The sequence below is a fragment of the Mesorhizobium sp. M1399 genome, assembly GCF_040317735.1.
Taxonomy (GTDB): domain Bacteria; phylum Pseudomonadota; class Alphaproteobacteria; order Rhizobiales; family Rhizobiaceae; genus Mesorhizobium.
Genome location: NZ_JAMYKZ010000007.1, coordinates 269,201 through 282,361, shown reverse-complemented (window position 1 = coordinate 282,361; position 13,161 = coordinate 269,201). Strand labels below are relative to the sequence as shown.

General features: G+C 63.4%; 12 protein-coding genes. 7 read left to right on the top strand and 5 right to left on the bottom strand.

The genetic code is table 11. The features are described 5' to 3' along the window. Window positions 1-21: 21 nt before the first annotated feature. From NKH05_RS14655 to NKH05_RS14640, 4 genes are all read left to right on the top strand, one after another. Window positions 22-1,137, top strand: a complete 1,116-nt coding sequence (locus tag NKH05_RS14655) for an ABC transporter substrate-binding protein (RefSeq protein ID WP_352494434.1) — start codon at window positions 22-24, stop codon at window positions 1,135-1,137. 17 nt (window positions 1,138-1,154) lie between these two features. Next, complete coding sequence (locus tag NKH05_RS14650) at window positions 1,155-1,988, top strand: ABC transporter permease (protein WP_031194462.1); 834 nt, start codon at window positions 1,155-1,157, stop codon at window positions 1,986-1,988. A 4-nt stretch (window positions 1,989-1,992) separates the two neighbouring features. Continuing rightward, window positions 1,993-2,799: an ABC transporter permease gene (locus NKH05_RS14645; RefSeq protein ID WP_023720592.1), complete on the top strand. Its 807-nt coding sequence runs from the start codon at window positions 1,993-1,995 to the stop codon at window positions 2,797-2,799. A 90-nt stretch (window positions 2,800-2,889) separates the two neighbouring features. Continuing rightward, window positions 2,890-3,177: a DUF982 domain-containing protein gene (locus NKH05_RS14640; protein WP_352481695.1), complete on the top strand. Its 288-nt coding sequence runs from the start codon at window positions 2,890-2,892 to the stop codon at window positions 3,175-3,177. A gap of 41 nt (window positions 3,178-3,218) precedes the next feature. Here the strand turns inward: NKH05_RS14640 and NKH05_RS14635 are convergent, their stop codons facing one another. The 4 genes from NKH05_RS14635 to NKH05_RS14620 all read right to left on the bottom strand — a co-directional run bounded on the left by NKH05_RS14635 (window position 3,219) and on the right by NKH05_RS14620 (window position 6,852). Further along, window positions 3,219-3,527, bottom strand: a complete 309-nt coding sequence (locus tag NKH05_RS14635) for a HigA family addiction module antitoxin (RefSeq protein WP_352455430.1) — start codon at window positions 3,525-3,527, stop codon at window positions 3,219-3,221. Between the two features lie 26 nt (window positions 3,528-3,553). Continuing rightward, entirely contained in the window at window positions 3,554-3,832 is a 279-nt protein-coding gene (locus NKH05_RS14630; RefSeq protein WP_352489936.1) for a type II toxin-antitoxin system RelE/ParE family toxin, read from the bottom strand. A 153-nt stretch (window positions 3,833-3,985) separates the two neighbouring features. Further along, window positions 3,986-5,050 (bottom strand): glycosyltransferase family 2 protein, encoded by a 1,065-nt coding sequence (locus NKH05_RS14625; protein ID WP_352494435.1) that lies wholly within the window; start codon window positions 5,048-5,050, stop codon window positions 3,986-3,988. Between the two features lie 470 nt (window positions 5,051-5,520). Next, window positions 5,521-6,852, bottom strand: coding sequence for a dicarboxylate/amino acid:cation symporter (locus NKH05_RS14620; protein WP_292659748.1), 1,332 nt, complete (start codon window positions 6,850-6,852; stop codon window positions 5,521-5,523). 236 nt (window positions 6,853-7,088) lie between these two features. Here NKH05_RS14620 and NKH05_RS14615 point away from each other — a divergent pair, with 236 nt between their 5' ends. Beyond that, window positions 7,089-8,948 carry a sensor histidine kinase gene (locus tag NKH05_RS14615; RefSeq protein ID WP_352788136.1) on the top strand — a complete coding sequence of 620 codons (1,860 nt, stop codon included), beginning with the start codon at window positions 7,089-7,091 and terminating at the stop codon, window positions 8,946-8,948. 6 nt (window positions 8,949-8,954) lie between these two features. Further along, a complete protein-coding gene (locus tag NKH05_RS14610) occupies window positions 8,955-10,310 on the top strand; it encodes a sigma-54-dependent transcriptional regulator (protein ID WP_352855722.1) in 1,356 nt (451 codons plus the stop codon). Window positions 10,311-10,334: 24 nt separating this feature from the next. Here NKH05_RS14610 and NKH05_RS14605 read toward each other — a convergent pair whose 3' ends face one another. Next, window positions 10,335-11,078 (bottom strand): 2OG-Fe(II) oxygenase, encoded by a 744-nt coding sequence (locus NKH05_RS14605; protein ID WP_352855724.1) that lies wholly within the window; start codon window positions 11,076-11,078, stop codon window positions 10,335-10,337. 237 nt (window positions 11,079-11,315) lie between these two features. Here NKH05_RS14605 and NKH05_RS14600 point away from each other — a divergent pair, with 237 nt between their 5' ends. Beyond that, window positions 11,316-13,001, top strand: a complete 1,686-nt coding sequence (locus NKH05_RS14600) for a tetratricopeptide repeat protein (protein ID WP_352549782.1) — start codon at window positions 11,316-11,318, stop codon at window positions 12,999-13,001. Window positions 13,002-13,161 lie beyond the last annotated feature (160 nt).

The window sequence follows — 13,161 nt, the reverse complement described above, 5'->3', positions numbered from 1 at the left end:
CGACAAAAAAGGGGAACTGACATGACAAACCAAACCAAGAAACATTCCATCGAGGCGCTGTCCGCCAGGGCCGTGCGCGGAGAGATCTCGCGCCGGCAGTTCACGCAGCTGGCCGCGCTGGTGCTGGCCGGCACGCCGATGCTGCTGCGCTCGACCGGCGCCTTTGCCGCGGCGAAGGAACTGGTGCTGGTCAACTGGGGCGGCGACGCCATCACCGCCTATGACGCGGCTTACGGCCAGGCCTTCACCAAGGAGACCGGCATCGTCGTTAAGATGGATGGCTCCGGCCCGACCGAAGGCGCAATCGCGGCGCAGTTCAAGAGCGGCGCCCCGACCTGGGACCTGGTCGACGTCGATCCGTTCTCGGCCATCACGCTCGGCGCGCAGGGCATGCTCGAGCCGATCGACTATACGATCGTCGACAAGAAGAAGATGCGCGAGGGGTTCGGTTGGGAACACGCCGCCTCGACCTATTTCTTCTCCTACGTCATCGCCTACGATGCCGAGAAATACGGCAGCCAGGCACCGACCGGCATGGCCGACTTCTTCGACGTGGCAAAATTCCCCGGCAAGCGCTCGCTCTACAAATGGGGCGTGTCGAGCTGGGAAGCGGTCCTGCTTGCCGACGGCATCGCGCCGGCCTCGCTCTATCCGCTCGACCTCAAGCGCGCGCATGACAAGATCGCTGCCTTCAAGGAAAACGTCGTCGCCTATTGGGGTGGCGGCGCCGAAAGCCAGAGCGTGCTGCTCAATGGCGAGGCCTCGATGGCGATCGTCTGGTCGACCCGGGCTTCGCTCATCGAGCAGGATTCCGGCGGCAAGATCAAGTTCATCTGGGACCAGGGCCTGATCTCGCCCGGCGCGCTCGCCGTGCTCAAGGGCAATCCCGGCGGCAAGGACGCGGCGATGAAGTTCATCGCCAGCACCCAGGACCCGGAGAAGGAACTCATCATGTTCGACAAGCTCGGCCAGGGTCCGGCCAATCCGGCCACCGATGCGCTGATCCCCGCCGACAAGAAGCGCATCAACCCGGTCGATCCCGAGAACATGAAAAAGCAGATCCCGCTCGACATGGATTGGTACGCCAAGAACTATGGGGCAGCACTCGACGAATACACGAAGATCATCTCCGCCTGACAAGCCGGGATAACCGGATGAGAGCATACCTCTCCGACAGGATGGGCGCGGCGCTGTTGATGGCGCCGCTGCTCCTCTTTCTTGTGCTGGCCTATGCCTGGCCATTCCTCGGCGTGGTCAAATGGAGTTTTACCCTGCCCACGCCGGGGCTGGGGCAGTACAATGCGCTGCTCACGGATCAGTTGGTGCAGTCGGTCTTTATCCGCACGCTGCGCATCGCGGCGATCGTGACGATCGTTTCGGTTGCCGCCGCCTACGCCATCACCGTTGTCTGGGTGCGCGGCACGCCGGTGCAGCGCGTCGTGGCCGAATTCTGCATCCTGGTGCCGTTCTGGATCTCGGTGCTGACCCGCGCCTTCGGCTGGGTGGCGCTTTTGTCCAATCGCGGCCTGATTAACACCTGGCTGCAGGCGGTCGGCTTCATCTCGGAGCCGCTGGCGCTGGTGCGCAACGAGTTCGGCGTCATCGTCGGCATGACGCATTTCCTCATCCCCTTCGCCGTGTTTCCGCTGGCCTCTTCGATGCGCAGTCTCGACGACCGCGTGCTGCTGGCGGCGCGCGGCCTCGGCTCCAGCCGCATGCGCACCTTCTGGTCGGTGTTCGTGCCGATGACCCGCTCCGGCATCATCGGCTCGGCGCTGATCGTCTTCGTCTTTTCGCTCGGCTTCTTCGTGACGCCGGCGATCCTCGGCGGCGGCCGCAGCGTGATGATCGCCGAGTTGATCTACCTCCGTATCTTCCAGAGCCCGGACTGGGGCCTGGGCGCTGCGATCAGCGTGGTGCTGGTGCTGTTCGTCGGCGCGCTGATGGCGCTGCTGTTCCGCTATATCAGACCAAAGCAGTTGGTGTAGCGCGATGCCGACCTATCGCCCCGGTCCCGTCTCGCTGGTCCTCGCCGCCCTGGTCGCGCTGTTTCTGCTGTTGCCGCTGCTCGCCGTCATTCCGGTGTCGCTGACGCCGAGCCGCATGCTGGCGATGCCGTCGGGCGAATTGTCGCTGCGCCATTACCGGGCGTTGATCGAGGATCCGCGCTGGATCAACTCGATCCTGCTCTCGATCAGGATCGGCGTCGTCAGCAGCGCCTTTTCCACCGTGCTCGCGCTGTGCTTCGGCCTCGGCGTCTGGATGTTCCAGCCGCGCTTCACCGCAGCATTGGTCGGCTTCGTGCTGCTGCCGATGGTGGTACCGCCGGTGGTCTCGGCAATCACGCTCTATTTCCTGCTGACCTCGATCTCGGGTTTCTCGTCGTTCTTCGGCTATGACACCTGGCTGGGTGTCGCCATGGCGCATGCGGTGATGACGGTGCCCTTCGCCACGGTGCTGATCCTGGTGTCGCTCAGCCAGCTCGACCGCCGCATCGATCTTGCCGCGCGCGGCCTCGGCGCCACCGTGTGGGAGCGCGCCACCCGCATCATCATGCCCAACATCAAGTTCGGCATCGTCACCGCGGCGTTGTTGTCCTTCGTGCTGTCCTGGGAAGAGATCGGCGTCACCCTGTTCATCACCTCGGTCAACGCCATCACGCTGCCGCGCTTGATGTGGATGGGCCTGCGCGACAACATCGACCCGGCGATCGCCGCACTCTCGGTGATCCTGATCGTCATCACGGTGCTGGTGCTTGTGGCGCGCAGCGTCGTGGTCAGGCTGCGAGCGGCGCAGTGAGGGCCGCCTCACTGCCGCGGTGACTGGCGCGAATGAAACCTTGCGCCACGATTTTCGTTATAGGTAGTTCAACACGTCGAAGGCTTCGCCATGAATCAAGGATGGTTTTCCAAGCCGGTTGCGGTTGCGGTCGGCATCGTGGGAGATATCCGCAACATTTCCAACGCACGGCAGGCTGTCGAATTGCTGGAAGCCCACTGGCGCGACGCTGGCAGCGCCAAACACGGCTTGGCACGGCGCACATGCCGCCGCGCTATGAGCGACGACCGCTGGACCGAAGCCGCCAGGGACGCGTTCATCGAGGCCGCGCGGGAAGCGCATGTCCTGGTCGAGCGAGCCGTTGAACCGCAGGACCGGTCCAGGCAGGCGGGACCGTGATCGATTTGTGAGCCTCGGTGGTTCGGCCGATCTATTGCATCTCAGGCAGCATGCAGCCTTGGAATGGCACTGACGTCAACCTCGCGCTCCGCGTGCCACGCATCGTAAGCGGCCTGCATCCTGAGCCAGATCGCGGCGCCGTCGCCGAACATCTTTCCAAGACGCGCCGCGACAGCCGGCGACACCGGCTTCTTTTCGCGGATGATGTCGTAAAGCTGCTGGCGCGAGATTCCGAGCAGATTGGCGATTTCCACCTTGGTCTTTCCGGTTGCCGGGATAATGTCGTCGAGCAGCGCCCCAGGGTGGGATGGGCAGCGCTCCATCGGACGCATCGGCTCATACACGCTCATAATCGATTTCTCCAATCTAAGCCGTCTCAATGGTACTGTTCGAAATCGACGCGGGCAGCATCATTGGCGTCGAATTCGAATGTGATGCACCACGGCCCGTTGACATGCACTGTGTAGCGGGTCGGGTTAAAGCCCTTCAAAGCGTGGAAGTCGAAGCCGGGCAGGTCCATGTCATCAGGCCTTTCCGAGACTTCCAAGCGGTCAAGCCGGACAAGGATGCGCTTATGCATCTTGGCGTCGATCTTTCCGGTCTTTCCGGTTTGAAAGAGGTCCGCCAGCGCCTTGTGCTTGAACGACTTGATCATGCAACATGTACGCATATTGCTTACTCGGGTCAAGCAGGTGTAAGCAAATGATTTACAGAATGGTCCGAGCCCATCGGAGGCAATAACTACGCCCGCTGGACGCTGGGCCGGGCCAACCGAATACCTGGCGGACCCATGTCACGGCATCATCCGCTATCCCATGGCGTGGCGGATTCTCTTCGACAGGCGGCTCAAAAATGCCGGCCTCGACGACGCATCAAGCTTCCACGACAGCACCGCCGTTGCCATTTTCCGCGGCAACACCCCGACCGACAGGAACCAGGCGGCAAGGATTGCGCGCCGCCGCAGGGATGCGGTCATTTCGAGGCTGGCGACGGCGCCGGCCGCCCCGAGCGCCAGCCGGGAATCGTCGGCCACGGGGTGTCGGTCTCTGTCGGCGCAGAGCGACGCCAGCCGCTCTTCCAGGTGGACCGGATCGTGGCGGACGGCATCCGACGGCACGATGGTCAGGCCGATCCCGGAGGCCTGGTCCGACAGTGCCTGCATGCGGCGGAAATCGTGGGTTACCCGCCAGCGTGCCCGCTCGGCGAGCTTTTCGCCGAAGACCGAATGGTTGGCGCCGTGGATCCGGTAGGCGCCGAGGCATTCGTCGATGGATTGGACGTGCCCGTACATCGGCGCCAGCGTGGCAAGATAGCCGTCAGCGCCCTGGCGGAACTCCGGCTCCGGTATGGGCATGATCGACTCCAGCGTTGCGCGGTCAAAGGCCAGCCCGCTGGTCACGGTGGTCTGGTAGCGGCCCTTGTGCAGGAGTTTCGGCATGACATCGCCGCTGTCGAAAGGCAGTTCGGGCGGCGGAAAGACATCCTTGATGCGTTGCCCTTCGTCGACGATATGCAGTCTGGACTGGACCTGGGCGGTTGCCTCGTCCCAGGTGTCGACGATGGTGGAGACGGCGGTCGGATAAAGATAATCGTCGGCGTCGAGGAACAGGACGATCTTGCCCGAGCTCGCTGCAAAGCCAGTGTTGAATGCCGCGGCGTGTCCGCCATTTTGCGCTCGCGGACATGCGAGGATCTCGTCGCGATACGATTCCATGATTGTCGTGGAATTGTCCTGCGATGCATCGTCGACGACGATGACTTCGACATCCGCGTAGTCCTGCTCGAGGGCGCTGTCGATGCTGCGTTTGAGGAACCGCGCGTAGTTGTAGTTCGGGATGATGATGGATACCGGAATTCTCGGGACAGTCTGCATCGCGTTTGACCTCGCATCTTGCTTTGGTTCGGCAAAGGCCCGCTCATGGGCCTGCCCCCCTCTTCAAGCGCCCTCTTGGCGCGCAACGAGTTCCCTGGGAGAAAGCCTGCGCTTTCTATCAGGAGACGGGTCACGTTTCGCTTTGCGACTTCGTACTGAGGCCGCCATTGCCTTCGAGGGCTGCTGCCATGGTCAGGGGTCGGCGGCAGCAAAAGCCCAGACGGTTCGGCCAAGGTGATGTCGCAACCGAGCCCGACGGAAATGTCTCGCCTCGCGATCAGGTCGGGAGCGAAGCGGACGGGTGCCCTGAAGGCATGGCGGATACTGGCCTTCAAATGCGGCTGGAACAAGCCCCGCGTCGAAAACAGGGCCACTTCAGGTTGCGTTCAGGCGGCATGCCGCGACCGCCGGTGCTTTGCCCCGGAGCCGGCGAACCGCCTCCGGGGCTTATAGTCATGTGGCCTAGACAGTCAGGCGGCCTGCAACCCTGGCAGCGACAGGTCGACTTCCTCGGGCAAGTCGCCGGCCATGGCCGCGGCAAACTTCGTCTGGTCGAGTTCTCCCTCCCAGCGTGCCACCACCACTGTCGCCACCGCATTGCCGATGAAGTTGGTCAGCGCCCGGCACTCCGACATAAAGCGGTCGACGCCGAGGATCAGCGCCATGCCGGCGACCGGCACGGTGGGGACGACCGAAAGCGTTGCCGCCAGCGTGATGAAGCCGGCGCCGGTGATGCCGGCGGCACCCTTGGAGCTCAGCATGGCGACGGCGAGCAGCAGGATCTGGTCGCCGTAGGTGAGTGGCGTGTCGGTCGCCTGCGCGATGAACAGCGCCGCCAGCGTCATGTAGATGTTGGTGCCGTCCAGATTGAAGGAATAGCCGGTCGGGATGACCAGGCCGACCACCGAGCGGTTGCAGCCGGCGCGCTCCATCTTGGCCATGAGGCCCGGCAATGCCGCTTCCGAGGACGAGGTGCCGAGCACCAGCAGCAGCTCTTCCTTGATGTAGCGGATCAGCGCCAGGATCGAGAAGCCATTGTAGCGGGCAACCGCGCCGAGCACCACCAGCACGAACAGCAGCGCGGTCAGGTAGAATGTGCCGATCAGCATGGCGAGGTTGGCGATCGAGCCGATGCCGTATTTGCCGATTGTGAAGGCCATGGCGCCGAAGGCGCCGATCGGTGCGGCCTTCATCAGGATGGCGACGAGGCGGAAGATCGGCGTGGTCAGTGCCTGCAGGAAATCGACGACCGGACGGCCGCGATCGCCGACCAGTGCCAGGGCGACACCGAACAGCACCGAGAAGAACAACACCTGCAGGATGTCGCCCTGCGCGAAGGCGCCGGTGATGGTGTCGGGGATGATGTTCATCAGGAAGCCGACGATGGTTGTGTCGTGCGCCTTCTCGGCATAGGCCGTCACCTTGGTGGTATCGAGCGTGGCCGGATTGATGTGCATGCCGGCGCCGGGCTGGACGACATTGGAGACGACCAGGCCGACGACAAGCGCCAGCGTCGAGAACACCAGGAAATAGATCATCGCCTTGCCGGCGACGCGGCCGACCTTCTGCAGGTCGGAAACACCGGCGATGCCGGTCGCCACCGTCAGGAAGATCACCGGCGCGATCACCATCTTCACCAGCTTGATGAAGGCATCGCCGAACGGCTTCATCGCCTCGCCGGTTTCCGGATAGAAGTGGCCGAGCAGCACACCGGCGGCGATCGCCGCCAGCACCTGCACATAAAGATGCCGGTATAAGGGAAGTTTGCCGCGCGGCTCGGCGGCAGCGATTGCTGTCTGCATGACGTCCTCCATGGCGCCCCGATCGAAAGCTCGACTCCCCGGGGCAGTTGTTTTGACCAGCAGCCTCGCGACTGCTGAATTCGTGTTTGCAACAGCCGTGCCAGATACGCAGAAGGGCCTTTCATCATTGATTTTGTTGAGCATTCACAAATGTCCGCACTGCTGGACACACAGACAAGTGCGAATCTCCGCATGGGTCGAATTGTGTTTTGTGCGAGTTCATGCACAAATGGGCGATGCTGCAACGCCCCGCCGGTGCCTTGTCTTCGACGCCCGAGCAACTCGCCAGGCGGGCGCGCCGAGCCTGGCTGCTGTTTGCGGCCGTCGCCCTGCTGATCGTCACGGCAGCGCTCTACGGTGCCGGCCTCTACGGCCGCACCGCCGAGGTCGGGACCCTGGCGGCGCAGGGGCGTACCGACGCCAATCTGAAGGTCGCGCTGCTGCGCGCCGTGCTCGAAAGCCCGCGCGCCCTGCCGCTGCTTCTGTCCGCGGACCAGCAAGTGCGTGACGCGCTGTCGCAGAAAAATGCCGCGGCAATCGATGTTCTGAACCGCAAGCTCGAGGGGCTGGTCTCCGGCACCAAGGCGTCGGTGCTCTATGTCGTCGGCACCGACGGACTGGCGATCGCCTCCAGCAACTGGCGCGAGCCGATCAGCTTCGTCGGCAATGACTACCGTTTTCGCGATTATTTCTCCGGCGCAATGCAGGCCGGAACCGCCGAGTACTTTGCGCTCGGCAATGTCAGCAAGCGTCCCGGCCTCTACATTTCGCGACGCGTCGGCGATGCCGCCGCACCGCTCGGCGTCGTCGTCGTCAAGATGGAGTTCGACCAGCTCGAAGCCGACTGGCGCGAGGCCAACCGCCCGGCCTATGTCAGCGACGAGAACGGCGTCGTGCTGATCACCAGCGTGCCGTCCTGGCGCTTCATGACAACCGCGCCGCTGGCCGGACCTGAGCAAGCCGCGATCCGCGACAGCCAACAGTTCGGCGACGCGCCGCTGGTTCCGCTGCCGATCATGCACCGGCAGGCGCTCAGCCCGGATGTGTCGATCGTCCACGCGGTGACGCCCGGCGGCAGTGAGGCGGAGTATCTCAGCCTTTCCACGCCGGTCCCTTCGACCCCATGGCAGCTCGACTATCTGATCCCGGCCGAAGCGCCGATCGCCGCTGCCGTCCGCGAAATGCGGCTTCTGGCACTGGGTGCCGTCGTCCCGCTGCTCGGCCTGGCCGCGTATCTGTTGTGGCGGCGGCAGTCGGCGCAGATGCGGATTGCCGCCGAACAGGCGGCGCGCACCGAACTCGAACGCCGCGTCGTCGAACGCACCGAGGATCTGAGCCAAGCCCGCGACCGGCTGCAGGCCGAGATAGCAGGCCACCGCAGCACCGAAGCCAAGCTCCAAATCGTGCAGCAGGATCTGGTCCAGGCCAACCGCCTCGCCATCCTCGGCCAGGTCGCCGCCGGTGTCGCCCATGAGATCAACCAGCCGGTCGCCACCATCCGCGCCTATGCCGACAATGCCCGCACCTTCCTCGACCGCAAGCAGACCGGGCCGGCCGAGGAAAACCTCGGCGCCATTGCAGCACTTACCGAACGCATCGGCTCAATCACCGAGGAGTTGAAGGCATTTGCCCGCAAGGGCCGCACCGCCGCCGAGCCTGTTGAATTACGTGGTGTTGTCGAGGGCGCGGTCATGCTGTTGAGAAGCCGCTTTGCCGGTCGGCTCGACGCATTGGCCATCGACCTGCCGCCGCCGAGCCTCAAAGTCATGGGCAATCGGGTCCGGCTCGAACAGGTGCTGATCAACCTCTTCCAGAACGCGCTCGAAGCACTCGACGGCCGCGACGACGCTTATGTGCAGGTATCGGTCGAGGAGACCGCGGACGGCGTGACGGTCGGCGTGTCCGATAACGGACCTGGCATTCCGCCCGGGATTCTCAAGTCGCTGTTCACGCCGTTCAACACCTCCAAGGAAAAAGGCCTCGGCCTTGGCCTCGTCATCTCGAAGGACATCGTCGCCGATTATGGCGGCCGCATCGAGGTTTCAAGCAACGACGGCGGCACCCGCTTCTCCATCCATCTCATGAAAGCAGCGTAAGCCATCATGACGAACGACAATGCCGCGCCGGTCATCTTGATCGACGACGATCGCGATCTCCTCAAGGCCACCGCGCAGACGCTGGAGCTTGCCGGCTTCTCGATCTCGGCCTCTGCGGTGGCGGCCGAGGCGCTGGCCAGGCTCGACGCCGATTTTGCCGGCGTCGTGGTGTCCGATATCCGCATGCCGCAGATCGACGGCTTGCAGCTTTTCAACCGCATCCTGCGGCTGGATGCCGACATTCCCGTCATCCTCGTCACCGGGCATGGCGACATCGCCATGGCCGTCAAGGCGATCAAGGACGGCGCGTACGACTTCATCACCAAGCCTTTCGCCGCCGACCGGCTGGTGCAGAGCGTGCGTCGCGCAGCGGAAAAGCGCCGCCTGGTGATGGAGAACCGCGCCTTGCGCGAGGCGGCCGGAGAGGCGCAGGACGGCCTGCCGCTGATCGGCCAGACACCGGCGATGGACAGGCTGCGCCGCACACTGCGCCAGATCGCCGACACCGATGTCGACGTGCTGGTGACCGGCGAGACCGGCTCCGGCAAGGAGGTGGTGGCAAGCCTTCTGCATCGCTGGAGCCGCCGCGCCAAGGGCAATTTCGTCGCGCTGAATTGCGGTACGCTGCCGGAGACCGTCATCGAGAGCGAGTTGTTCGGCCATGAGGCCGGCGCCTTCACCGGCGCGCAGAAGAAACGGATCGGCCGCATCGAGCATGCCAGCGGCGGCACGCTGTTCCTCGACGAGATCGAAAGCATGCCGGTCTCGACACAGGTGCAGATGCTGCGCGTCTTGGAGATGCGCGAGGTCACTCCGCTCGGCACCAACGAGGTGCGGCCGGTGGATCTGCGCGTCGTCGCCGCCGCCAAGGTCGATCTCGGCGATCCGCGCCAGCGCGGCGCCTTCCGCGAGGATCTCTACTATCGGCTCAACGTGGTGACGATCTCCATTCCGCCGCTGCGCGAGCGCCGCGACGACGTCGCCCTGCTGTTCTTCTATTTCGCCGAGCGCGCCGCCGCCCGCTTCCATCGTCCGGTGCCGGCAGTGCCGGCGACGGTACATCGCCATCTGAGCGACCATGACTGGCCGGGCAATGTGCGCGAACTGGCGCATTTCGCCGAGCGGTTCGTGCTTGGATTGGAGGAAGGCGCCGAAGCACAACCCCCTGCCCCAACTGAATCGAACGCCGCCATGAAGCTGCCGGAGCGGCTGGAGCGCTGCGAGGCCGACATCATCCGCGAGGCGCTTGGCCGCAACGAGGGCGATGTCAGGCGCACGATCGAAGCGCTGGGGATTCCGCGCAAGACCTTCTACGACAAGCTCCAGCGCCACGGCATCGTGCGCAGCGATTTTTCCAGGTAATCGCCGCCGGGCCGAGAGGCTCGGTTACTTGGCGTCGTGGAAGATGATACCGACAGTGTGGCGCATGCCGGAGCGTAGCCGGCTGACGCCGTGCCTGAGGTTGACGCGGTAATTGCCCTTGCTGCCCTGGACCGGACGATTGTGGACCGCGAAGGCGACTGCATCGCCCTGGCGCAGCGGCACCACCTCGGCGCGGCTCTGCATGCGCGGACGCTGCTCGGTCAGCACGAATTCGCCGCCGGTGAAATCCTTGCCGGGCTCGGACAACAGGATCGCCACCTGCAGCGGGAAGGCAAGATCGCCGTAGAGATCCTGGTGCAGGCAGTTGAAGTCGCCGGGGACATATTGCAGCAGGAGCGGCGTCGGCCGCGTCTGGCCCTGCTCGTGGCATTGCTCGAGGAACGCGGCGTGTTCGTCGGGATAGCGCTGCGCGATACCCATGCGCTCGTTCCAGTCGTTGGCGACCGCAGCCAGGCGCGGATAGAGCGCGGTGCGCAAGCCGCCGATCAGATCGGGCAAGGGATAGCGGAAATAGCGGTACTCGCCCTTGCCGAAACCATGCCGCGCCATGTGGACATGGCTGCGGAAATGGCTCTCGTCCGGATAAAGTCCGGCAATCTGCCGGCACTCCTGCGGCGTCAGCAGCTCTTCCATCACCGCGCAGCCATAGCCGCTCAGCTCATCGGCCAGCTTCCGCCAGTCATATCCGGCAACGCGCACCTCCGCCGATTTCACCGCCGCTTTCGCGCCTATCGAATGGATGGTCATGGCTTCGCCTCCTGTGGCTTCTCTGTCATTGAGATGGGTGAAACGGCGCGCGCGGACCACCCGTTTCTTGCCGGGTGAACTCGTTAGCGATTGTCTCGGGGATTTCGTTGAATACAATGCAGCGGGGCTTGCCGCGATGGGGGGGGCGAATTGAGCGGACGGGTTCGACAAAGGGACGGGGCAGTCCGGCAATTCCTCGTTTGCCTCGTCGCGATGCTGGTCTCGGCGCTCCCGGCCTTGTCCGCCAGCAGCGACTGCGTCAGCGACGACAAGGTCGAGGCCAGCACGCGGATCGCCGCCTGCACGCGCATGATCGAGGATGCGACAGAGCCCCTCGAAAACCGCGGTATTGCCTATTTCAAGCGCGGCAATGCCCTGACGGAACGAGGCGACTATGACCGCGCGATCGCCGACTACAGCGCGTTCATCGGCATCGCACCGACCGTCGCCAGCGGCTACTACAACCGGGGCATCAGCTGGGTCTTCAAGGGCGACTACGACAAGGGCATCGCCGATCTGGACAAGGCGATCAGCCTGGACCCGAAATATGGCGATGCCTACTACAACCGCGGCGTCGCCTGGACCTTCAAGGGCGAGGACGACCGGGCTTTGGCCGACTATGACAGGGCAATCAGCCTCGATCCCGAAGACGGCAGAAATTACCACAATCGTGGGCTGATCTGGTCACGCAAAGGCGACGACGACCGCGCGATAGCCGACTTCGACCGGGCCATCAGGCTCAACCCGAACGACGTCGGTTCCCTGAATGGCCGAGCCGATGCGTTGACCGGCAGGGGCGAAGAGGAGCGCGCGCTGGCCGACTATGACAAGGTGATCAGCCTCGATCCGAAAAACGCACATGCCTACTACCGGCGCGGCAACGCCCGGCTGACGGGCGGCGATTTTGACGGTGCTATCGCCGACTACAACCAAGTGATCAGCCTCGATCCGAACGATGAGAGCATCTGGTACAACAGAGGGGTGGCCTGGTCAGGCAAGAGCGACAATGACCGCGCCATCGCCGACTACGACAAGGCGATCAGCCTCGATCCGAAAGACCCCAAAGCGTACTTCAATCGAGGTATCGCCTGGGCTAGCAAGGGAGACAATGATCGCGCCATCGCCGACTACGACCAGGTGATCAAGCTCGACCCGAAACAAGCCCTCGCGTATAATAATCGGGGCTTGGCCTGGGTGGCAAAGGAGAACGATGTTCGCGCCTTCGCGGACTACAGCCACGCAATCGATATCGACCCAACACTTGCCATCGCCTACAGCAACCGAGGCTTTCTCTGGAACAAGCGAGGTGAGTACGATCGGGCCATCGACGAATACGACCGGGCGATTGGTCTCGATCCGAAAAATGCAAGAATTTACCACAACCGCGGCATTGCCTGGATGGGAAAGGCCGGCGACGGTCGAGCCATTGCTGACTTCGACCAAGCGATCCTGCTCGATCCGAATTATCCGTACAGCTACTCAAACAGGGGTGTTCTCTATTTCTATTCTGGCTCGCTGGCCAAGGCGCAGGCTGACTTTGAAAAGGCGGCCGCGCTCAGGCCCGACTACGCCTATTTTGCCATCTGGCTGGATATTGTTGAACGACGCAACGGTGCGGCGGGCCATTTGCGGAAGGCAGCTTCCAAGCTCGACATGACGAAGTGGCCGGCGCCTGTGGTTCGAATGCTGCTTGGCGAAAAGACGCCCACCGCGACATTGAACGACGCCGATGACTCGGATCCAACCAAGAAACACGGCAAGTTTTGCGAGATCGGTTTCTACAACGCAGAACTCAGCCGGCTCAAAGGGCAACGCGATCACGCCCTATGGCTTTACAGGCATACCGTCAGCCATTGTCCAAAGAGTTTTATCGAATACCGTGCCGCCAACGCTGCATTACGCGAGTTGGGTGTTTCGCCGTAACTCTGCCCGACGGATGTTCGTTTGCTAAGAAGACTAAGCCGAACAACACGATATAGGTGCATTCTGCCAGACTGATTCAGGCTGTGCCACGTCCATATGTCAGGAGCCTTCGCCAGCGCGATTCCGGTTTTCACTGGCCCGCGCTAGACTGGCAGCAACC

Coding starts and splice junctions, on each gene's coding strand:
- NKH05_RS14655 (WP_352494434.1), top strand. CDS start 22: ATGACAAACCAAACCAAGAAACATTCCATCGAGGCGCTGTCCGCCAGG.
- NKH05_RS14650 (WP_031194462.1), top strand. CDS start 1,155: ATGAGAGCATACCTCTCCGACAGGATGGGCGCGGCGCTGTTGATGGCG.
- NKH05_RS14645 (WP_023720592.1), top strand. CDS start 1,993: ATGCCGACCTATCGCCCCGGTCCCGTCTCGCTGGTCCTCGCCGCCCTG.
- NKH05_RS14640 (WP_352481695.1), top strand. CDS start 2,890: ATGAATCAAGGATGGTTTTCCAAGCCGGTTGCGGTTGCGGTCGGCATC.
- NKH05_RS14635 (WP_352455430.1), bottom strand. CDS start 3,527: ATGAGCGTGTATGAGCCGATGCGTCCGATGGAGCGCTGCCCATCCCAC.
- NKH05_RS14630 (WP_352489936.1), bottom strand. CDS start 3,832: ATGATCAAGTCGTTCAAGCACAAGGCGCTGGCGGACCTCTTTCAAACC.
- NKH05_RS14625 (WP_352494435.1), bottom strand. CDS start 5,050: ATGCAGACTGTCCCGAGAATTCCGGTATCCATCATCATCCCGAACTAC.
- NKH05_RS14620 (WP_292659748.1), bottom strand. CDS start 6,852: ATGCAGACAGCAATCGCTGCCGCCGAGCCGCGCGGCAAACTTCCCTTA.
- NKH05_RS14615 (WP_352788136.1), top strand. CDS start 7,089: ATGCTGCAACGCCCCGCCGGTGCCTTGTCTTCGACGCCCGAGCAACTC.
- NKH05_RS14610 (WP_352855722.1), top strand. CDS start 8,955: ATGACGAACGACAATGCCGCGCCGGTCATCTTGATCGACGACGATCGC.
- NKH05_RS14605 (WP_352855724.1), bottom strand. CDS start 11,078: ATGACCATCCATTCGATAGGCGCGAAAGCGGCGGTGAAATCGGCGGAG.